The organism is Janthinobacterium sp. PSRC1-1, assembly GCF_049897525.1.
Taxonomy (GTDB): domain Bacteria; phylum Pseudomonadota; class Gammaproteobacteria; order Burkholderiales; family Burkholderiaceae_D; genus Janthinobacterium; species Janthinobacterium tructae.
Map to the genome: position 1 here is coordinate 1 of NZ_JAFCWK010000006.1, position 18,581 is coordinate 18,581.

At 60.8% G+C, this 18,581-nt stretch carries 21 protein-coding genes; 15 read left to right on the forward strand and 6 right to left on the reverse strand.

Features of this window, described 5'->3' with window-relative positions:
- Nucleotides 1–227: hypothetical protein (locus ACP7DW_RS14285; RefSeq protein WP_426055502.1), on the forward strand; the 227-nt coding region annotated here is incomplete at its 5' end.
- Nucleotides 224–982, forward strand: a complete 759-nt coding sequence (locus ACP7DW_RS14290; protein WP_426055501.1) for an rRNA pseudouridine synthase — start codon at nt 224–226, stop codon at nt 980–982. The genes ACP7DW_RS14285 and ACP7DW_RS14290, both read left to right, overlap by 4 nt.
- Before the next feature lie 87 nt (nt 983–1,069).
- Here the strand turns inward: ACP7DW_RS14290 and ACP7DW_RS14295 are convergent, their stop codons facing one another.
- From ACP7DW_RS14295 to ACP7DW_RS14315, 5 genes are all read right to left on the reverse strand, one after another.
- Nucleotides 1,070–1,546, reverse strand: coding sequence for a group III truncated hemoglobin (locus tag ACP7DW_RS14295; protein ID WP_426055500.1), 477 nt, complete (start codon nt 1,544–1,546; stop codon nt 1,070–1,072).
- A 63-nt stretch (nt 1,547–1,609) separates the two neighbouring features.
- Nucleotides 1,610–2,155, reverse strand: coding sequence for an RDD family protein (locus ACP7DW_RS14300; RefSeq protein ID WP_426055499.1), 546 nt, complete (start codon nt 2,153–2,155; stop codon nt 1,610–1,612).
- Nucleotides 2,145–2,906 carry a DUF3106 domain-containing protein gene (locus ACP7DW_RS14305; protein ID WP_426055498.1) on the reverse strand — a complete coding sequence of 254 codons (762 nt, stop codon included), beginning with the start codon at nt 2,904–2,906 and terminating at the stop codon, nt 2,145–2,147. Before ACP7DW_RS14305 ends, ACP7DW_RS14300 begins: the two co-directional genes overlap by 11 nt.
- Before the next feature lie 2 nt (nt 2,907–2,908).
- Nucleotides 2,909–3,313: a DUF3619 family protein gene (locus ACP7DW_RS14310; protein WP_035820561.1), complete on the reverse strand. Its 405-nt coding sequence runs from the start codon at nt 3,311–3,313 to the stop codon at nt 2,909–2,911.
- Complete coding sequence (locus ACP7DW_RS14315) at nt 3,310–3,879, reverse strand: RNA polymerase sigma factor (protein ID WP_034750048.1); 570 nt, start codon at nt 3,877–3,879, stop codon at nt 3,310–3,312. Before ACP7DW_RS14315 ends, ACP7DW_RS14310 begins: the two co-directional genes overlap by 4 nt.
- Nucleotides 3,880–4,375: 496 nt before the next feature.
- Between ACP7DW_RS14315 and ACP7DW_RS14320 the strand changes: the two genes are divergently transcribed.
- The 9 genes from ACP7DW_RS14320 to ACP7DW_RS14360 all read left to right on the forward strand — a co-directional run bounded on the left by ACP7DW_RS14320 (nt 4,376) and on the right by ACP7DW_RS14360 (nt 14,050).
- Nucleotides 4,376–6,106: an acetolactate synthase 3 catalytic subunit gene (locus ACP7DW_RS14320; protein WP_099763013.1), complete on the forward strand. Its 1,731-nt coding sequence runs from the start codon at nt 4,376–4,378 to the stop codon at nt 6,104–6,106.
- A gap of 2 nt (nt 6,107–6,108) precedes the next feature.
- Nucleotides 6,109–6,600, forward strand: a complete 492-nt coding sequence (gene ilvN / locus ACP7DW_RS14325; RefSeq protein WP_010399754.1) for an acetolactate synthase small subunit — start codon at nt 6,109–6,111, stop codon at nt 6,598–6,600.
- A gap of 74 nt (nt 6,601–6,674) precedes the next feature.
- The gene (ilvC, locus tag ACP7DW_RS14330; protein ID WP_096236700.1) at nt 6,675–7,691 is read left to right on the forward strand and encodes a ketol-acid reductoisomerase; all 1,017 of its coding nucleotides are present in this window, start codon (nt 6,675–6,677) and stop codon (nt 7,689–7,691) included.
- An 83-nt stretch (nt 7,692–7,774) separates the two neighbouring features.
- On the forward strand, nt 7,775–8,224 hold the full coding sequence (locus ACP7DW_RS14335; protein WP_426055497.1) for a hypothetical protein: 450 nt from the start codon (nt 7,775–7,777) through the stop codon (nt 8,222–8,224).
- A 178-nt stretch (nt 8,225–8,402) separates the two neighbouring features.
- The gene (locus tag ACP7DW_RS14340) at nt 8,403–9,629 is read left to right on the forward strand and encodes an MFS transporter (protein WP_426055496.1); all 1,227 of its coding nucleotides are present in this window, start codon (nt 8,403–8,405) and stop codon (nt 9,627–9,629) included.
- Nucleotides 9,630–9,836: 207 nt separating this feature from the next.
- Complete coding sequence (locus ACP7DW_RS14345) at nt 9,837–10,592, forward strand: SIMPL domain-containing protein (protein WP_426055495.1); 756 nt, start codon at nt 9,837–9,839, stop codon at nt 10,590–10,592.
- Nucleotides 10,593–10,692: 100 nt separating this feature from the next.
- A complete protein-coding gene (locus ACP7DW_RS14350; protein ID WP_426055494.1) occupies nt 10,693–11,448 on the forward strand; it encodes an SIMPL domain-containing protein in 756 nt (251 codons plus the stop codon).
- Between the two features lie 157 nt (nt 11,449–11,605).
- Nucleotides 11,606–12,457, forward strand: a complete 852-nt coding sequence (gene pssA, locus ACP7DW_RS14355; protein WP_426055493.1) for a CDP-diacylglycerol--serine O-phosphatidyltransferase — start codon at nt 11,606–11,608, stop codon at nt 12,455–12,457.
- Between the two features lie 48 nt (nt 12,458–12,505).
- Entirely contained in the window at nt 12,506–14,050 is a 1,545-nt protein-coding gene (locus tag ACP7DW_RS14360; RefSeq protein ID WP_426055492.1) for a 2-isopropylmalate synthase, read from the forward strand.
- A gap of 11 nt (nt 14,051–14,061) precedes the next feature.
- Here the strand turns inward: ACP7DW_RS14360 and bamE are convergent, their stop codons facing one another.
- Nucleotides 14,062–14,559, reverse strand: coding sequence for an outer membrane protein assembly factor BamE domain-containing protein (gene bamE / locus ACP7DW_RS14365; RefSeq protein ID WP_426055491.1), 498 nt, complete (start codon nt 14,557–14,559; stop codon nt 14,062–14,064).
- 185 nt (nt 14,560–14,744) lie between these two features.
- Here bamE and rpsO point away from each other — a divergent pair, with 185 nt between their 5' ends.
- From rpsO to ACP7DW_RS14385, 4 genes are all read left to right on the forward strand, one after another.
- Nucleotides 14,745–15,014 carry a 30S ribosomal protein S15 gene (gene rpsO, locus ACP7DW_RS14370; RefSeq protein ID WP_071076969.1) on the forward strand — a complete coding sequence of 90 codons (270 nt, stop codon included), beginning with the start codon at nt 14,745–14,747 and terminating at the stop codon, nt 15,012–15,014.
- 221 nt (nt 15,015–15,235) lie between these two features.
- Complete coding sequence (gene pnp / locus ACP7DW_RS14375) at nt 15,236–17,353, forward strand: polyribonucleotide nucleotidyltransferase (protein ID WP_071076349.1); 2,118 nt, start codon at nt 15,236–15,238, stop codon at nt 17,351–17,353.
- Between the two features lie 204 nt (nt 17,354–17,557).
- On the forward strand, nt 17,558–18,253 hold the full coding sequence (locus ACP7DW_RS14380; RefSeq protein WP_426055490.1) for a hypothetical protein: 696 nt from the start codon (nt 17,558–17,560) through the stop codon (nt 18,251–18,253).
- A gap of 9 nt (nt 18,254–18,262) precedes the next feature.
- A complete protein-coding gene (locus tag ACP7DW_RS14385; protein ID WP_426085159.1) occupies nt 18,263–18,559 on the forward strand; it encodes a hypothetical protein in 297 nt (98 codons plus the stop codon).
- Nucleotides 18,560–18,581 lie beyond the last annotated feature (22 nt).

Genomic DNA, 18,581 nt, shown 5'->3' on the forward strand with positions numbered 1-18,581 from the left:
AGGGCGGATACGGCATCCAGTTACCCGGTCTTGATATGCCTACCAAGATTTTGACAGCGGTCGATACCGTTCGCAATATCGCGAACGGCATGAAGGGAATAATACAAGGTCGGATTAGCGCGCAAGCGCGTAATCCGACAACCACTAGCGCACTCAACAAGAGGGGAGGAGCGGGTCGGTTACAATACCGGCTTTCTCCTCCTCTTGCTTTTTGCGCCTCCCCATGACCACACCAATTGAAATGCCCACCGTCCGCCTGGCCAAGCGCCTGTCCGAAGACGTGCCCTGTTCGCGCCGCGAGGCCGAGCTGTATATCGAGGGCGGGTGGGTCACGGTCGATGGCGTGCTGGTGGAAGAGTCGGGCGCGCGCGTGGCCGACAATCAGGCGGTGGTGCTGCTGCCGAACGCCACCCTGGAAGAAATGCCGCCCGTGACGATCCTGCTGCACAAGCCGGCCGGCGTCAACGGCGGTGTCGGCGCGGAAGGCAAGCCCGCATTGAGCTGCCTGCGTCCCGAAGAGATCTTCACGCCGGAAAACGTGCTACCCAGCTCCGTCACGCGCTTCCTCAAGCGCCACCTGATCGGCCTGACCATCACCAATCCGCTCGATACCATGGCGTCCGGCCTGCTGGTATTCACGCAGGATTTCCGCGTGGCCCGCAAGCTGGTCGACGAAGCGAAAACGGTGGAGCAGGAATTCATCGTGGAAGTGTCGGGCGACATCATGGAAAACGGCCTGGCGCTGCTCAATCACGGCTTGCCCTTCAATGGCAAGCCTTTGCCGCCGATCAAGGTCAGCTGGCAGAACGAGACGCGTTTGCGCTTCGCCCTGAAAAACGTGCAGCCGGGCCAGATCGCTCACATGTGCAAGATGGTGGGGCTGGACGTGGTCGCCATGAAGCGCTTGCGCATCGGGCGCATCCCGATGGGCGCCATGCCGTCAGGTCAGTGGCGCTATCTGCAAGGTTACGAACGATTCTAGGAACGCCTGAGCAAACCTACTGCGCGTCGCTATTTGCGGCCTGCGATGCTCACTGTACTAGAGTACAGTTGCGCTTCTTAGCCACAACTAGCTTCCGCTCGCTACGGTTTTCTCAGGCGTCGTGAGGCTGGCTGTTTCTTGCGGACTGCATTTGCTCGCGTGGCTTTCTGCAAAGCTTTTCCATAGCCGTTCGGCAATATTCAGAGCGATGGTGTCGGCCTTCTCTTGCAGGGCCACATTGCCCATGCTCTCGGTCGTGGCGAAAAACAGGGTCAGCCAGCGGCGGAACATGCACGGCGTCAGGTGTTCCATTTGCGCGTGCTGGGCCAGCGGTTTGCCGTGGTAGCGCATGGTGCCGCGCAGCAAGCCTGACCAGAAGTCGACCAGTGTTGCCAGGTGGGCATCCCAATCCTTGACCTCGGCGGCAAAGATGGGGCCCAGCATGGCGTCATCGCGCGCGGCCGCATAAAAGGTGTGGACGAGGTGCTTGACGTCGTCTTCGCTGCAGACTTCCTCGCGGTAGGGCGCGAAGCGTGTGTGGGGGAGGGGGGCGGTATTATTCATGGCATGCCATGATCGCAGAGCCCCCGCGGCGCTTCAATGACCCAGGTCAAGCCGCGTCAAAACTCAGGCGGCGACTTTCTTCGACTTCTTCACGGGGGCGGGCAATTGCACGATCTGCGTGCCCGCCAGCTTGTCGTGCAGGAATTGTCCATTGCCCGTGAACAGGGCCGTGGCCGACCAGGCCAGAATGCCCACGCCGATGGCGCCCAGGGCAGTCCAGTGCTGCAAATCGAATGCATACGACACCAGCAGGGCCGGCAGCAGCCACATCCATGAAAGGATGTAGCGGCAGGCGGCCACGCGCAGCGGCACGTGGGCGTGGCCGGGCAGAACGACTTTCAGGCGCCACGTCTTCATGGCCAGGGTTTGCCCTTCGCGGCTCCATTGATGGATGAAGTAAGCGCCCATGATGAGGAAGGCCAGGCACTGGCGCATGTGTTCCGTCAACGGCGTATGCGCGCCTTGCACGGCCAGTTCAAACAGCAGGAAGGGCAAGAACAGCACGGCCAGGGCCAGCAGCGACTCGTACACCATGGAAATCAGGCGGCGCTTGATCGTGGGATGGGAAGTGATGCTGGCGGCAGGCGTGCTATTGGTGCTATTTGGCATTGGTAGTCAGTGGGGCGGGCGTGGCAGGTGGCGTGACGGGCACGGTGGCGGGGGCCGCGGCGGGGTCGCTGGCCGGCACGGCGGTCGCTGCGGGAGCGGGCGGCAGGACGGGCGCGGCCACGGCAGGGGCGGCCGGCATGGCCGGTGGCACGATCACGGGCGGCTTGCTCGTGGTCGAATTGATTGCAGGCACTTTCTCCAGCGGTTTTTTCGGCACCAGTTCCGTCGCCAGCTTTTTCTTTTGATCTTCCGGCAATTGCTGGTACTGCTCCCACTGCGCGGTTTTTTGACCAGGATCAATCTTCTTCGTGCGCGTATAGTTTTCGCGCACCAGGCGGCGCTGTTCCGGCGTCAGCTTGATCCATTCGCGCATGCGTTCATGCACGCGGTTTTGTTCGTCGGGCGACATGGACGCAAAGCGGCTGGCGATATCGAGCCATTTCTGCTTGCGCAGCGGTTCGAGCTTGTTCCATTCGCCCGCCAGCGGCTGCAGGGCTTGCTGCTGCGCGTGCGACAGCTTGTTCCAGGAAGGGTTGTCGCTGGCCTTGGGCGGCGTGCCGCCCTTGCCGGCCGTGCGCGGAGAGCCTGGCTTGACGGCCGGGGCCGGCGCCACCACGGACGCTGCCGCCACGGCAGGGGCGGCGGGCGCGGCATGTTGTTGCGCGCCTACCCAGGCGGCGCCAGCCAGGGCGCAGGCGCCCAGACCGATGCCGCCAGCCAGCCAGGCTTTGCGTACGCTCAAGCGTGCCATGCTTATTGCTCGCGTTTCGTCAGGTAGGCGTTGAAGCCATGGTCCATATAGGCCGAGAGCGGCAATTCGTCCGACAGCACGGCGGCGTCGATTTCTGCCAGTTCGGCAATATGTTGTTCCTGCTCAAACTGATAGATGCCCACCAGGCCGCCGACCAGCAGCAGCAGCGGAATGATCACGCTCATGCGGCCCAACCACGACAGCGGCTCGACAAACAGGCTGCTGGCGATGCCGGCGAACACGTCCTTGCGCACGGCAACCGCGGCGGGCGCGTCCGCCTTCTTGCGCGACAGGGCCAGCTTGCGTGCCGCTGCCAGGCGATCGGTGGCCGATGCGGGCAGGTCGTCGAGTTTTTCGTTCAGTGCATGGCGCACTTTGTAAGCGAAATTGAGATCGTCGGTGTTCATAATTTTATTCCCTTGGCTTTCAGCGATTCGGCGAGCGTGTGGGTAGCTCTAGAGCAATGTGTTTTCACGCTACCTTCGGAGCAACCCATCGCTTCCGCTGTTTCAGCCACATCCATGTCCTGCCAGTAACGCATGAGGAAGGCTTCGCGTTGACGTGACGGCAGTTTTTGTACCTCTGCATCAATCAAATCAAGCATTTGCGCGCGTTCGACCTGGTCGGCCGACGATTCGGCGGCGCTGCTGCCCTGTTCCGATTCATACGTGTCAAGTATATCAAAATCTTCATGCTCGTCGCCCGAGGGCTTCATGCCGGAAAACAGGCTGACCCAGGTGTTGCGAACTTTTTCTCGGCGGAAATAATCAAGGATGGTGTTTTGCAAGATGCGCTGGAACAGCATCGGCAGCTCGGCGGCCGGCTTGTCGCCGTACTTCTCGGCCAGCTTGATCATGGCATCCTGCACGATGTCGAGTGCCGATTCTTCCTTGCGGACCGCGTACGCGGCCTGCTTGAAAGCGCGCCGCTCGACATTTTCTAGAAAGTCGGATAATTCTTTGTCTGTTGCCATGCGGTATGGAGATCTTAGCGGGCTGCGGGTGCGGTGGGCGAAATGGGGGCGGGTATGCTTTTTGCAACCCCGTGCATGCTAGCAAAAAATGTGCGTTTCCGCAGGGTTTTTGCACGTGGTGCGAGCAAAAATGCAGCGAGGCTGACATTTTCCTTGACCATAATGGTGCAACGCGATAACGTATGGGACGCTTTGAACACCCCAAAGCCCTATGGTCAGGTCGCGACCGGCACACAAGGCCATCCGCGGCAAGACGCGCTTTCATTTGTAGGCAGTTTGTTCTAACCCGTGCCACAAGCGCGAGCGGTTCGTACAGGCGCCACAGAAACTCCGGCCAAACGAGTTGCGTTAAGCGTTGTTTTGTAAGGTATCTATGGGTGCCCAAAGAAATGGCGTGACCGCATGAAAAGGGAAGCAGGAGCACTGTCGCGCACAGCGAACTTCGTCAGGAAAGAACATCCGATCAATCTCCAATGGACCTTGAAAGGAATGTTTCATGAATACCGAAGCAGCAGCAGGACCTATCACCGGCGCAGAAATTGTCGTGCGCTGTCTGGCTGAAGAGGGCGTCGAGCACGTCTTTGGATACCCGGGCGGAGCCGTACTCTACATCTACGACGCCATCTTCCAGCAAAACAAATTCCAGCATATCCTGGTACGCCACGAGCAGGCCGCGATCCACGCCGCCGATGCCTATTCGCGCAGCTCGAACAAAGTCGGTGTCGCCATCGTCACGTCCGGTCCGGGCGTCACGAATGCCGTCACTGGCCTGTCGACCGCGTACATGGACTCGATTCCCATGGTGGTGATCTCCGGCCAGGTGCCGAGCCACGCCATCGGACAGGATGCGTTCCAAGAATGCGACACGGTCGGCATCACCCGCCCCGTGGTCAAGCACAACTTCCTCGTCAAGGACGTCAAGGACCTGGCAGCGACGATCAAGAAAGCCTTCTTCATCGCCCGTACCGGCCGTCCGGGACCCGTGCTGGTCGATATCCCCAAGGATATCAGCATGCACAAATGCCATTTCGACTATCCGAAGGAAGTCGAGATGCGTTCCTACCGTCCCGTCGACAAGGGCCACTCGGGCCAGATCCGCAAGGCCGTGCAGCTGTTGCTGCAAGCCGAACGCCCGATGATCTACACGGGCGGCGGCGTGATCCTGGCGAATGCGGCTCCCGAGCTGAACAAGCTGGTCGACCGCCTGGGTTTCCCGTGCACCAACACCTTGATGGGCCTGGGCGGCTACCGCGCCTCGAGCGAGCAGTATGTCGGCATGCCCGGCATGCACGGCACCTACGAAGCGAACATGGCGATGCAGAATTGCGACGTGCTGATCGCCATCGGCGCCCGTTTCGATGACCGCGTGATCGGCAACCCGAAACATTTCGCCTCGCATCCGCGCAAGATCATCCACGTGGACATCGATCCCTCGTCGATTTCCAAGCGCGTCAAGGTCGATATTCCCATCGTCGGCAACGTCAAGGACGTGCTGATCGAGTTCCTCGCGCAACTCGACGCGGCCGAAGCCAAGCCGAACGTCAATGCGCTGAGTAACTGGTGGAAGCAGATCGCCGAATGGCGTGGCCGCGAATGCCTGAAATACCCGACTTCCGACCTGGTCATCAAGCCGCAATCGGTGGTGGAAAAAGTCTTCCAGATCACCAAGGGCGACGCTTTCATCACCTCCGACGTGGGCCAGCACCAGATGTGGGCCGCGCAATATTATGGCTTCGACAAGCCGCGCCGCTGGATCAATTCCGGCGGCCTGGGCACCATGGGGGTCGGCTTGCCGTACGCCATGGGCGTGCAGATGGCCAATCCGGACGCCACCGTCGCCTGCATCACCGGCGAAGGCTCGATCCAGATGTGCATCCAGGAACTGGCCACGTGCAAGCAGTACCACCTGACGCCGAAGATCATCATGCTCAACAACCGTTTCCTCGGCATGGTGCGCCAGTGGCAGGAAATCGATTACGGTTCGCGCTATTCCGAGTCGTACATGGATTCGCTGCCCGACTTCGAAAGGCTGGCTGAAGCCTACGGCCACGTGGGCATGAAAATTGAAAAACCGGGTGACGTCGACGGCGCCCTGAAAGAGGCGTTTGCCATGAAAGACAGGCTGGTATTCATGAATTTCATTACCGACCAGTCCGAAAACGTGTGGCCCATGGTGAAAGCCGGCAAAGGCCTGTCCGAAATGATGCTCGGTTCGGAGGATCTCTAATCATGCGCCATATTATTTCTGTCTTGCTGGAAAACGAAGCGGGTGCCCTGTCGCGCGTGGTGGGCCTGTTCTCGGCACGCGGCTACAACATCGAAACCTTGACCGTGGCGCCGACGGAAGACTCGACCCTGTCGCGCATGACCATCGTCACCAGCGGCTCGGACGACATCATCGAGCAGATCACCAAGCACCTCAACCGTCTGATTGAAGTGGTGAAGGTGGTGGACCTGACCGAAGGCCAGCATATCGAACGCGAGTTGATGCTGATCAAGGTCCGTGCCGTGGGCAAGGAGCGCGAGGAAATGAAGCGCACCGCCGACATCTTCCGTGGCCGCATCATCGATGTCACCGAAAAGACGTACACGATCGAACTGACCGGCAACAAGGTCAAGCTCGACGCGTTCATCGATTCGATCGACCGCGCCGCCATCCTGGAAACCGTTCGCACGGGTGGTTCCGGCATCGGCCGCGGCGAACGCATCCTCAAAGTATAAGAATATAAGCAGCTCTACGCGGCCCACGGGCCGCATTTAAAACAACAACGCATCATCAAATTATAGGAAATACCATGAAAGTTTTTTACGACAAAGACGCTGACCTCTCCTTGATCAAAGGCAAAAACGTTGCCATCATCGGCTACGGTTCGCAAGGCCACGCGCACGCACAAAACCTGAACGATTCGGGCGTCAACGTCACCGTCGGCCTGCGCAAGGGCGGCGCGTCGTGGACCAAGGTCGAGCAAGCCGGCCTGAAAGTGGCGGAAGTCAACGACGCCGTGAAAGCGGCCGACGTCATCATGATCTTGCTGCCAGATGAAAACATCGCCCAGGTCTACAACGAAAACATCGCCCCGTTCGCCAAGCAAGGCGCCGTGCTGGCCTTCGCCCACGGCTTCAACGTGCATTATGGCCAAGTTGTGCCGCGCGCCGACCTGGACGTGATCATGGTCGCGCCGAAAGCCCCGGGCCACACCGTGCGCGCCACCTACACCCAGGGTGGCGGCGTGCCCCACCTGATCGCCGTGTACCAGGACAAATCGGGCATCGCCCGCGATATCGCCCTGTCGTACGCGTCGGCCAACGGCGGCGGCCGTGCCGGTATCATCGAAACGAATTTCCGTGAAGAAACCGAAACGGACTTGTTCGGCGAGCAAGCCGTGCTGTGCGGCGGCGCCGTGGAACTGATCAAGGCCGGTTTCGAAACCCTGACGGAAGCCGGTTACGCGCCTGAAATGGCGTATTTCGAGTGCTTGCACGAACTGAAACTGATCGTCGATCTGATCTATGAAGGCGGCATCGCCAACATGAACTACTCGATCTCGAACAACGCCGAATACGGCGAATACGTGACCGGTCCTAAGGTTGTGACCTCGGCCACCAAGGATGCGATGCGTCAATGCCTGAAAGACATTCAAACGGGCGAATACGCGAAGAGCTTCATCCTGGAAAACAAGGCAGGCGCACCGACCCTGATCTCGCGCCGTCGCCTGACGTCCGAGCACCCGATCGAAGAAGTGGGCGCCAAACTGCGCGCCATGATGCCTTGGATCGCCAAGAACAAGATGGTTGACCAGTCGAAAAACTAAGCGGTTGTAGTTCTTCACAAGAAGCCGGCGCAAGCCGGCTTTTTTTATTACAATCAGGGCCATTCAACCATACCGTGAGCACCATGCTTGTTTTTTCTAAAGTTTTTGTCGGCAATCTTCATCTGGTCAAACGCCCCGTCCTGGTTGCCATCAGCTGCTGGTTTCTGGTCATCGGTTCGCTGTCAGCGCTGGTGTCGGCTTACCTCGGTCGCAACGATCCCGCGATGCTGGCCGCCATGGGGGACGGCGTGATTCCCGCCGAGGCGCAATACGCGATTTTGCTCTTCAGTCAGGGCATTACTCTGGTGGCGGCGCTGGCCATGCTGCAACGGCAGCGTGGCGCACGCACCGTGTATCTGGTGTGGGGCGTGATCGACATTGCGTTCTGCCTGGCGACCTTGCCGGTCAAGATGCACGTCTTGCCTGGCGCGCTCACGTTCGCCGTCATCTGCGCCTTGCTGTACAGTCCGAAATCGAATGCCTGGTTTTCGCCACGCAAGGCGGCCAATGATGCCTGCATGACGCCAGCCTGAGCACGGTTGTTTGAGCACGCACGTTTTTCGCCCGTCTCCTATATAATCCCGCCCTTCCTTTGCAGTTTCCTATGGACTGCATCTGTTTCGGTATCTGCCGACCGCAACGCGCATCACCGCTTTTGTCGCACGCCAGGCGCTAGTTTTTTAGCCGCCTGCGCAAGAAGAAGGACCCCCCATGACTGACCGTATCACCGCCACGGCGCCCTCGCAGGCTGCTGTTGACTCTTCCATTCCCATCCTGGCCTTGCTGGCCCTGGCCATGACGGCGTTTCTTGCCCTCCTGTCGGAAACCTTGCCGGCCGGCTTGCTGCCGCAGATCGCCCAGGGCCTCGGCATTTCCGAAGTCATGACGGGCCAGCTGGTGACCGTGTACGCCATCGGTTCCATCCTGACCGCGATTCCCCTGACGGCGCTCACCAGCACCTGGCGCCGGCGCAATGTCTTGCTGCTGGCCATCATCGGTTTTCTGATCTTCAATACGGCGACGGCCCTGGCGCCCAACTATATGGTCGCCCTGGCCGCGCGCTTCGTCACGGGCATGGCCGCCGGGCTGGCCTGGGGTTTGATGGCAGGCTATGCGCGCCGCATGGTGCGTCCCGAGCAGCAGGGCAGGGCGATGGCCATTGCCATGATCGGCACGCCGCTGGCCTTGTCGCTGGGCGTGCCGCTGGGTACCCTGATGGGTGGCGTGCTGGGCTGGCGCAGCATCTTTGGCATCATGTCCGGCCTGGCCGTGGTGCTGGTCGCGTGGGTGTTGCTGGTCGTGCCCGATTATCCGGGGCAAAAGCGTGGCGAACGGCTGTCGATCCGCCAGGTGTTCGTGACGCCGGGCGTGCGGCCGATTCTGTTTGTGATCGTCGCCTGGATGCTGGCGCATAACATTTTGTATACCTATATCGCGCCGTTCCTGGCGCCGTCCGGCTTGCGCCCCCGCGTCGACCTGGTGCTGCTCGTGTATGGCGTGGGTTCGCTGGCCGGTATCTGGCTGGTCAGCCAACTGATCGACCGCTGGCTGCGCCCGCTCGTGCTGGGCTGCATCGCCGCCTTTGCCCTCGTGGTGGTGGTGCTGGGGCTGGCGATGGACTCCCCCATCGTCATCTATGTCAGCATGGCCATCTGGGGCATCACCTTCGGCGGCGCCGGCACCTTGCTGCAGACGGCGTCGGCGGACGCGGCCGGCGATGGCATGGACGTGGCGCAGGCGATGGTGGCGACCATCTGGAACGTGGCCATCGCGGGCGGCGGCCTGGCGGGCGGCATGCTGCTCGACGGCTATGGCGCGGCATCGTTCCCGTGGGCCATGCTGGCCTTGCTGCTGGTGGCATTGACCATCGCCTGGCGCGCGCACCGCCACAGTTTCAAGCCGGGCCGGCGCAGCGGCGGCGCGGTGCTGGGTCACTAAAAACACTGTTATTTTGTGTGGCGGTGTGTTGAAATGTGAGCAGATGTGACTGGCAGGCGCATTTTGTGACGATTTGTTAATTTGCGCCACAGGAATGAATGAGGCGTTAGAATCTACACAGTTTGACAAGTTTCTCAGGCGAAAGGGATGGCAAAAGCGTCCCTTTCGCGGGCTGTCAGCCACATTAACTAGCTAGGAGTACCCCCCATGACCGTGATGAAATCCGTCCTTGTTGCCGCCGCAGCCACTATTGCCCTGAGCGCACAAGCGCAAACCTTGCCAACCTCCGGCACCCTGGTGGTCGTCCCCGCATTTGGCGAAGTCAAGCATGTCAATGACCAGGTGGTCGCTACCCTGGCCATCGAAGAACAGGACAAGGACAAGGCTGCCGCCGCGTCGCGAGTCAACCAGAAGATGAACAAGGGCATCGCCATCGTCAAGCAGGCTGACCCATCGGCAGCGCTGAAATCGTACGGCTACTACACCTATCCCGTGTATCCGGAAGAGCGCCCATTGCCGGCCGGCGCCGTGGCCAAGCCACGTTTGCCGACGGCCTGGAGAGTCGGCCAGTACCTGGAAGTGACGACGGCCAACCTGGCGTCCTTGCCAAAAACCGTATCGGCGGCGCAAGGCGTGCTGACCCTGAATGGCCTGAATTTCGGCCTGAAGCCGGAAACCATCCGCCTGCTCGATGACCAGCGCATCGCCGCCACGTACAAGAACCTCAATGAGCGCGTGGCCGCCATCGCCAAGGCCATGGGCCGCAATGTGTCTGACGCCGTGCTCGATACGGTCGACTTCGAAGGTTCGGGCAACTACGCCAACGAAAGCCGTGCTGCCGCCGCGCCGATGATGATGCGCAGCGCCAAGATGGCCGAAGACAGCACCGTGGCCGAACCGAGCTTCGAGCCGGGCGAAACCACGCTCGACATGCGTGTCGTCGGCAAGGTCAAGTTCAAGTAACGCTAGCGTGGAACTATTTCCGCACTAGCATGTTTTAAAACGATCATGGGGCTGTTGGCCCCATGATCGTTTTTGCCCCATTATTTTCCAGGAGAACACCATGACCGTCATGAAATCGATGCTGGCTGCGGCCGTCGCTACCGTTGCCCTGTCCGCACAGGCGCAAACCTTGCCCACCTCCGGCACCCTCGTGGTGGTGCCCGCGAACGGTGAGGTCGTGCATGCGAACGACCAGGTGACCGTCACCCTGGCCGTCGAAGAGCAGGACAAGGACAAGGCCGCCGCCGCTTCGCGCGTCAACCAGAAGATGAACCAGGGCGCGGCCATCGTCAAGAAAGCCGATCCGCAAGCCGTACTCAAGACCCAGGGCTACTACACGTACGCCGTGTACCCGGAAACGGCGCCGCTGCCGCCGGGTGTCGCCGCCAAACCGCGCGTGCCGACCGGCTGGCGCGTGGGTCAATACCTGCAGGTGACGACGACGAACCTGGCCGCCTTGCCGAAGACAGTTTCCGCAGCGCAAGGCGTGCTGACCCTGAACCGTTTGAACTTCGGCCTGGCGCCCGCCACCATCCGCAAGCTCGACGACCAGCGCATCGCCGCCGCCTACCAGAACCTCAATGAGCGCGTGGCCGCCATCGCCGGCGCCATGGGCCGCAATGTCAATGAGGCCGTGATCGACACCATCGATTTCGAAGGTTCGGGCAACTATGCGCAGCGCCCTAACATGGCAGGTGCACGCGCCATGAGCGCCGATGCCATGGGCTATGGCGGCAACCAGGTGGCCGAACCGAGTTTTGAGGCAGGCGAAACGACCCTGAACATGGGCCTGGTGGCGAAGATCCGCTTCAAATAAAGCTTGAATCGGCGTCAATATTGCCAGCTTGACGCCGCCGTGCTTTTCTTTGGCGGCAGCTCCTCTATAATGGCAACATCGGCAGGCGCATGCCGCGAGACGAATGCGCCTGCCATCTGGCACCGAATCCCCCGCAGCACACAAGATATGGAACAACATGGCAAACTTCCCCCGTCGTAGAGGCAAGAACGGCAATCCCGCAGTCTCCAAAGCGTCCCGCTTCAGCAAATTCGTGCGCCAGCCGGTGAGCGATGGCACTGGCAAGAAAACCCTGCGCCGCCGCGGCATCTATCTGTTGCCGAACGCCTTCACGACGGCAGCCCTGTTTTGCGGCTTCTACGCCATCGTCATGGCCATGAACCAGAAATTCGAACACGCGGCCTGGGCCATCTTCATCGCCATGATCCTCGACGGCCTCGATGGCCGCATCGCGCGCCTGACGAATACGCAGAGCGAATTCGGCGCCCAGTACGACAGCCTGTCCGACATGGTGTCGTTCGGCGCCGCGCCGGCGCTGGTGATCTATGAATGGTCGCTGCGCGGCATGGGCAAGCTGGGCTGGCTGGCCGCGTTCGTGTATTGCGCCGGCGCCGCCTTGCGCTTGGCCCGTTTCAACACGAACATCGCCGTGGTCGACAAGCGCTTCTTCCAGGGCTTGCCCAGCCCGGCGGCGGCGGCCATGGTCGCCGGTTTCATCCTGCTGATGAACGACCTGGAATTTGCCGGCAACCAGCTGGCCTGGGTCTCGTGGACCATCGCCCTGTTCTCGGGCCTGACCATGGTCACGAACGTGCCGTTCTACAGTTTTAAAGATGTGAATTTCCGCAAGTCCGTGCCCTTCATCGTGGTATTCCTGCTGGCATTGTTCTTCGCGCTCATTTCCATCGACCCGCCGAAAGTGCTGTTCCCGATTTTCGTCGCCTATGGCCTGTCCGGCTACGCCGTGTTTTTCTGGCGCATGGCGAAGGGCAAGCCCGTCAGCATCATCCAGACCGACCCCGAGCATTAATGCGCTGAGTCGGTAGCGTCGCCAGTCTTCAGCCAGCCAGGAGCAGCCATGAACACCAGCAACCGACTCATCATTTTTGATACCACCTTGCGCGACGGCGAGCAATCGCCGGGCGCCTCCATGACGCGCGAGGAAAAGCTGCGCATCGCAAAGCAGCTCGAACGCATGAAGGTCGACGTGATCGAGGCGGGCTTCGCCGCCGCCTCGCAGGGCGACTTCGAGTCGATACGGGCGATTGCCGGCGCCGTACGCGAGTCCACCATCTGCTCGCTGTCGCGCGCCAATGACCGCGACATCGCGCGCGCCGCCGAAGCGCTGGCGCCTGCCGAGCGCAAGCGCATCCACACTTTCATCGCCACCTCGCCCCTGCACATGCAGATGAAACTGCGCATGACGCCCGAGCAAGTGCTGACACAGGCGCAAAACGCCGTGCGCTACGCGCGCCAGTTCACGGACGATATCGAATTCAGCCCCGAAGACGGCAGCCGCTCCGACGAAGATTTTCTGTGCCGCGTGCTCGAAGCCGTGATCGCCGAGGGCGCCACCACCATCAATTTCCCCGACACGGTGGGCTATGCCGTGCCTGAGATCTTCGGCAATACCATCAAGCGCTTGCGCGAACGCATCCCGAACTCCGATAAAGCCATCTGGTCCGTGCATTGTCATAACGACCTGGGCCTGGCCGTGGCCAATTCGCTGGCCGGCGTCATGATCGGCGGCGCGCGGCAGATCGAGTGTACCGTCAATGGCCTCGGCGAGCGGGCCGGCAACACGGCGCTGGAAGAGGTGGTGATGGCGCTGCGCACGCGCGCCGCCTATTACAACTTGACGGTCGGCATCGACACGACGCAAATCGTGGCGGCCTCCAAAATGGTGTCGCAAATCACGGGCTTTGCCGTGCAACCGAACAAGGCGGTGGTCGGTGCGAACGCCTTTGCGCACGCCTCCGGCATCCACCAGGACGGCATTTTAAAGGCGCGCGAGACGTATGAAATCATGCGCGCCGAAGACGTGGGCTGGACCGCCAACAAGATCGTCCTCGGTAAACTGTCGGGCCGCAACGCCTTCAAGCAGCGGCTGCACGAGCTGGGTATCGCGCTGGAATCGGAGGCGGAAGTCAACGCGGCTTTTCTCCGCTTCAAGGAGCTGGCGGACCGGAAATCCGAGATTTTCGACGAAGACATCATGGCCCTCGTCAGCGAGGAACAGCAGGCGCAGGAGAGTGAGCACTACCGTTTCATTTCCCTGACGCAGCAGTCGACGACGGGCGCGGTGCCGCACGCGCGCGTGGAGTTTCTCGTCGGCGGCAAGCAACTCAGCTGCGAAGGGCAGGGCGACGGTCCCGTTGACGCCACCGTCAACGCCATCGAAAGCGCGGCCGCCAGCGGCGCGGAGCTGGTCTTGTTCTCCGTCAATGCCATCAGCACGGGCACGCAGTCGCAGGGCGAAGTGACGATGCGATTGTCGCGCGACGGGCGCATCGTCAATGGCGTGGGCGCCGACCCGGACATCATCGTCGCGTCGGCCAAGGCGTATTTGTCAGCCTTGAACAAGCTGCATGCTAAAGACGAGCGTATCGATCCCCAGCCGTGAAGGGGCGCTAACTACCAGAAAAATCGTCGCTCTTCCTTGGCCGGATCGGGGCCGTTCATCATCATGCGCACGATGCCGTCGTGGTCGAAGTGCACGTGCATCATGGAATCCCACACGCCCGATTCCTTGTAGCGGTAGGACCAGACGTGCAGTTTCGGCAGAGACAGGTACGATGTTTCCGTCGGGCGGCCCAGCGTGTGCAGCACGTCTTGCTGGGTCGACACGCCCACCTTGATGCGGGCAAAGCCCGGCGTGTCGAGCACTTGCTCGTAGGAAATGAGCTTGTCGTCGGGGCCGAAGCGGGCCATGTACGTGTACTGGCCGTACGGCCCCGTGGCGTATTCCAGTTCCGGGCCGGTGGGCAATTGATAGATATTCGTCGGCCGGCCCAGGCGCGCTTCCACGGCGGCGCGCGGCTCGCCCGCTTGCGGCGGCGGGACGTTCCAGCTGGCGCAGCCGGCCAGCCCGGCCAGCAGCACAGGCGTTGCTAATTTGAGCAGTTTTTTCATGGTTATCCTCCTGAAATGCGGGGAAATCCTATCATGCGCCGAGAAAAGAGCGCACGGCAGGATACAGACGGGCTTTTTTCCGATATACTTGCGCGTCTGGTTGGCAGCATAGGCCAGTATTTCAATCATCGTAGTTCACGGTGGATAGGGTTCAGACTCTGTGCACCGCATGTGAAAGGTTTATCATGACAGTAGAAAACATCAACAAAGCCGCTATTATCGCGGACAACGCACGTGGTCAAAACGACACCGGCTCCCCTGAAGTGCAAGTTGCACTGCTGACAGCTCGCATCAACGAACTGAACGGCCACTTCAAAGCCCACTCGAAAGATCACCACTCCCGCCGCGGCCTGATCATGATGGTCAACCGTCGTAAGAGCCTGTTGTCGTACCTGAAGTCGAAAGACGCTACCCGTTATCGCGACCTGATCGCTAAACTTGGTCTGCGCAAGTAATTTTTGCCGTACAAGGTTTATACAGAAATGCCTGCGCCAGTTCGCTGACGCGGGCATTTTGTCATTTGAATTCCGGATTTATGTCGGTAAGTAACGTATTCTCTTACCGATATCATGCTTTAAAAGTAAAGTAGTAAAGGCGGCAACGGTTTTTCCACCGCCTGTGGTGAGGTGAACGACAGCCCCTGAAAATCTGTCGGCAATTAGAAAAGGGATACCCCATGTTTAACAAAGTTACGAAAACCTTCCAGTACGGTCAACATCAAGTGACCCTGGAAACCGGCGAAATCGCACGTCAGGCATCCGGCGCAGTGCTGGTGTCGATCGAAGATACCGTCGTTCTGGCAACGGTGGTGGCACGCAAAGATGCCAAGCCAGGCCAGGATTTCTTCCCTTTGACGGTAGATTATGTCGAAAAAACCTATGCTGCCGGTAAAATCCCGGGCGGTTTTTTCAAGCGCGAAGGCCGTCCTTCCGAAAAAGAAACACTGACATCCCGTTTGATCGACCGTCCTATCCGTCCGCTGTTCCCGGAAGGCTACCTGAATGAAGTGCAAGTCATCATTCACGTGTTGTCGGTCAACCCTGAAATCGATCCGGACATCGCCGCCATGATCGGCGCCTCGGCTGCCCTGTGCGTCTCGGGCGTGCCTTTCAGTGGCCCGATCGGCGCTGCGCGCGTCGGTTACGCGAATGGCCAGTACATCCTGAACCCGACCGTCCAGCAACTGAAAACGTCGGAAATGGACCTGGTGGTCGCCGGTACCGAAACGGCCGTGCTGATGGTCGAATCGGAAGCGAAACAGCTGTCCGAAGAAATCATGCTGGGCGCCGTGGTCTTCGGCCACGACCAGATGAAAGTCGTCATCGACGCCATTCACGACCTGGTGCGCGACGGTGGCAAGCCGGAAGTGGAATGGGCGCCTGCGCCGAAAAACGAAGCACTGATCGCCCGCGTCGCGCATTTCGCCAACGCCAAGATCAATGACGCGTATCAAACCAAGGACAAGCAAGAGCGTACGGCCAAGCTGAAAGCGGCGACGTCGGAAGTGATCGCCGACCTGTCGGCTGAAGCGGCCGCCAACGGTGGCGCGTCCATCGACAGCGCCGAAGTGAACAACATCCTGTTCGACATCGAAGCGAAAATCGTGCGTACGCAAATCCTGGACGGCGAGCCACGCATCGACGGCCGCGACACGCGCACCGTGCGTCCGATCTCGATCCGCACCAGCGTGCTGCCACGCACCCACGGTTCGGCCCTGTTCACGCGCGGCGAAACGCAGGCGCTGGTCGTCGCTACCCTGGGCACCGCCCGCGACAGCCAGAAGATCGATGCGCTGATGGGCGAGTTCACCGATTCGTTCATGCTGCATTACAACATGCCTCCGTTCGCCACCGGCGAAACGGGCCGTGTCGGTACGCCGAAACGCCGCGAAATCGGCCACGGCCGCCTGGCCAAGCGCGCGCTGATCGCCGCCCTGCCAGCAGCTGAAGAGTTCAGCTACTCGGTGCGTCTGGTCTCGGAAATCACGGAATCGAACGGTTCCTCGTCGATGGCATCGGTGTGCGGCGGCTGCCTGGCACTGATGGACGCCGGCGTGCCGATGAAAGAACACGTGGCCGGTATCGCCATGGGCCTGATCAAGGAAGGCGGCAAGTTTGCCGTGCTGTCCGACATCCTGGGCGACGAAGATCACCTGGGCGACATGGACTTCAAGGTAGCCGGTACCCGCAACGGTATCACGGCGCTGCAGATGGACATCAAGATCATGGGCATCACCAAGGAAATCATGCAAGTGGCGCTGGCGCAAGCCAAGGAAGGCCGCGAGCACATCCTGGGCGAAATGCAAAAAGCCATGCCGCACGTCAAAACCGAACTGTCCGATTTCGCACCGCGTCTGATCACCATCAAGATCAACCCGGAAAAAATCCGTGACGTGATCGGCAAGGGCGGCGCCGTGATTCGCGCGCTGACCGAAGAGACGGGCACCCAGATCGACATTAGCGACGAAGGCGTGGTCACCATCGCTTCGGTCGACGCCGCTGCCGGCCAGGAAGCCAAGCGCCGCATCGAAGAACTGACCGCCTCCGTCGAAGTGGGCAAGACCTATGAAGGCACCGTGCTGAAACTGCTGGACTTCGGCGCCATCGTGCAAGTCATGCCAGGCAAAGACGGCTTGCTGCACATCTCGCAGATCGCCAACGAGCGCGTCAACGCCGTGGCCGACTACCTGAAAGAAGGCCAGCTGGTCCGCGTCAAGGTTCTGGAAACGGACGACCGCGGTCGTTTGAAACTGTCGATGAAAGCTGCTGAAGGCAACGAAGCGCCAGCCGCTTAAGTCAGACTGACTGCGGCCTAGGCCGCATGCTCAACAACCGCCAGCGCGCAAGCCCTGGCGGTTTTTTTTGCGCCGCGTTTGTGCTGGATCAAGGTAGATGGCGCTTTGCGCATCGGCCTTGATCCAGCTCGCATTGGCCAGTTGTACGCCTTGTAGATTCTGGAGGGGATCTTCCCCTGAACGAGTCTTCCAAGGAGATGCAGCATGCGCACATTCTGCGGGCTGGCCGCCGCCTTTCTACTTGCCGTCGCGCCCGGCGTCCGGGCCCAGTTGGACCGCGCACCGACGCCGGTGCCGCTGCCGATTCCCATTGCCGGCGCGTCCACGGCGATGCCGGCGCAGGATATCGACGCCTTGCGCGCCGTGCATGCACGCGAAATCAATGACCTCAGCACTTTCAAGACGGCGGGCTTGCCGCGGCAAGCTATCGACTCCTATCTCGATAGCGGACCAGGACAGCAGTTTCTGCGCGAACTGCGCGCCGCCGACCCGGCCGCCCCGGCCGAGACGATTTATGCGCGCGCGGTCGAGCAGCTCGCTTCCGGCAGCACCTTGCCGGACCTGCAAGCCATGTCGGCTGCATTGGTAAAAATCGTGCCGCATGGCCAGAATGTGTCGCCGTATTCGCCGTATTTCACCACCAGCGCGCAATTGCAGCTGGCATCTGGCCAGTGCGCCAGCCTGGCCGACTGTTTCGGCTTGCCCTTGAAGAGCGAGGCGCCGCTGTATGATGTGTACCAGATCATGCCCAAGGGCACGGTGAACGTGTTCGTCAGCCAGGTGGCGCCGACGGAAGAGCTGGGCGGGCTGGTGCGACGGCGTGGTGGGGCGCAACAATATCTGCTGCCGAACCGCAGCCTGTGGTCGGCGCCCGTGCTGATCGGCACGATCAGGAACTGAGGAGAGATGATGGATCAACAGCGTTTGCAAGCCTGCGCCGCCGAACTGGAACAGTTGCTGGCGCGCCTGGCGCTCGCCGACGGGGAGGTGGCCGACTTGCGCAGCGCGGTCGAGCCGCTGCTGGCCCTGGCTGGCAGCGGCGCCTTGAGCGCGCCCCTGCCATGGGGCGATATCCCCGGCGGGCGTTATTTTACGGAAGGCGGCTTGCGCCGCTACCCCGCACTGGAGCAGGCGTTTGCCCGCTTCCGTATCGAGGCCACGGGCGGTGAATCGCCGGCCTTGCGCAAGCTGCGCGGCGAGACTTGATTTATATATGGTATCAATTGTT

Bases quoted from the DNA above. Each gene is read 5' to 3' on its own strand.
- ACP7DW_RS14290 (WP_426055501.1), top strand. From the start codon at position 224: ATGACCACACCAATTGAAATGCCCACCGTCCGCCTGGCCAAGCGCCTG.
- pssA (WP_426055493.1), top strand. From the start codon at position 11,606: ATGGCAAACTTCCCCCGTCGTAGAGGCAAGAACGGCAATCCCGCAGTC.
- ACP7DW_RS14310 (WP_035820561.1), bottom strand. From the start codon at position 3,313: ATGAACACCGACGATCTCAATTTCGCTTACAAAGTGCGCCATGCACTG.
- pnp (WP_071076349.1), top strand. From the start codon at position 15,236: ATGTTTAACAAAGTTACGAAAACCTTCCAGTACGGTCAACATCAAGTG.
- ACP7DW_RS14360 (WP_426055492.1), top strand. From the start codon at position 12,506: ATGAACACCAGCAACCGACTCATCATTTTTGATACCACCTTGCGCGAC.
- ACP7DW_RS14295 (WP_426055500.1), bottom strand. From the start codon at position 1,546: ATGAATAATACCGCCCCCCTCCCCCACACACGCTTCGCGCCCTACCGC.
- rpsO (WP_071076969.1), top strand. From the start codon at position 14,745: ATGACAGTAGAAAACATCAACAAAGCCGCTATTATCGCGGACAACGCA.
- ACP7DW_RS14340 (WP_426055496.1), top strand. From the start codon at position 8,403: ATGACTGACCGTATCACCGCCACGGCGCCCTCGCAGGCTGCTGTTGAC.
- ilvN (WP_010399754.1), top strand. From the start codon at position 6,109: ATGCGCCATATTATTTCTGTCTTGCTGGAAAACGAAGCGGGTGCCCTG.
- ACP7DW_RS14315 (WP_034750048.1), bottom strand. From the start codon at position 3,879: ATGGCAACAGACAAAGAATTATCCGACTTTCTAGAAAATGTCGAGCGG.
- ACP7DW_RS14385 (WP_426085159.1), top strand. From the start codon at position 18,263: ATGGATCAACAGCGTTTGCAAGCCTGCGCCGCCGAACTGGAACAGTTG.
- ilvC (WP_096236700.1), top strand. From the start codon at position 6,675: ATGAAAGTTTTTTACGACAAAGACGCTGACCTCTCCTTGATCAAAGGC.
- ACP7DW_RS14300 (WP_426055499.1), bottom strand. From the start codon at position 2,155: ATGCCAAATAGCACCAATAGCACGCCTGCCGCCAGCATCACTTCCCAT.
- ACP7DW_RS14335 (WP_426055497.1), top strand. From the start codon at position 7,775: ATGCTTGTTTTTTCTAAAGTTTTTGTCGGCAATCTTCATCTGGTCAAA.
- ACP7DW_RS14320 (WP_099763013.1), top strand. From the start codon at position 4,376: ATGAATACCGAAGCAGCAGCAGGACCTATCACCGGCGCAGAAATTGTC.
- ACP7DW_RS14345 (WP_426055495.1), top strand. From the start codon at position 9,837: ATGACCGTGATGAAATCCGTCCTTGTTGCCGCCGCAGCCACTATTGCC.
- ACP7DW_RS14305 (WP_426055498.1), bottom strand. From the start codon at position 2,906: ATGGCACGCTTGAGCGTACGCAAAGCCTGGCTGGCTGGCGGCATCGGT.
- ACP7DW_RS14380 (WP_426055490.1), top strand. From the start codon at position 17,558: ATGCGCACATTCTGCGGGCTGGCCGCCGCCTTTCTACTTGCCGTCGCG.
- bamE (WP_426055491.1), bottom strand. From the start codon at position 14,559: ATGAAAAAACTGCTCAAATTAGCAACGCCTGTGCTGCTGGCCGGGCTG.
- ACP7DW_RS14350 (WP_426055494.1), top strand. From the start codon at position 10,693: ATGACCGTCATGAAATCGATGCTGGCTGCGGCCGTCGCTACCGTTGCC.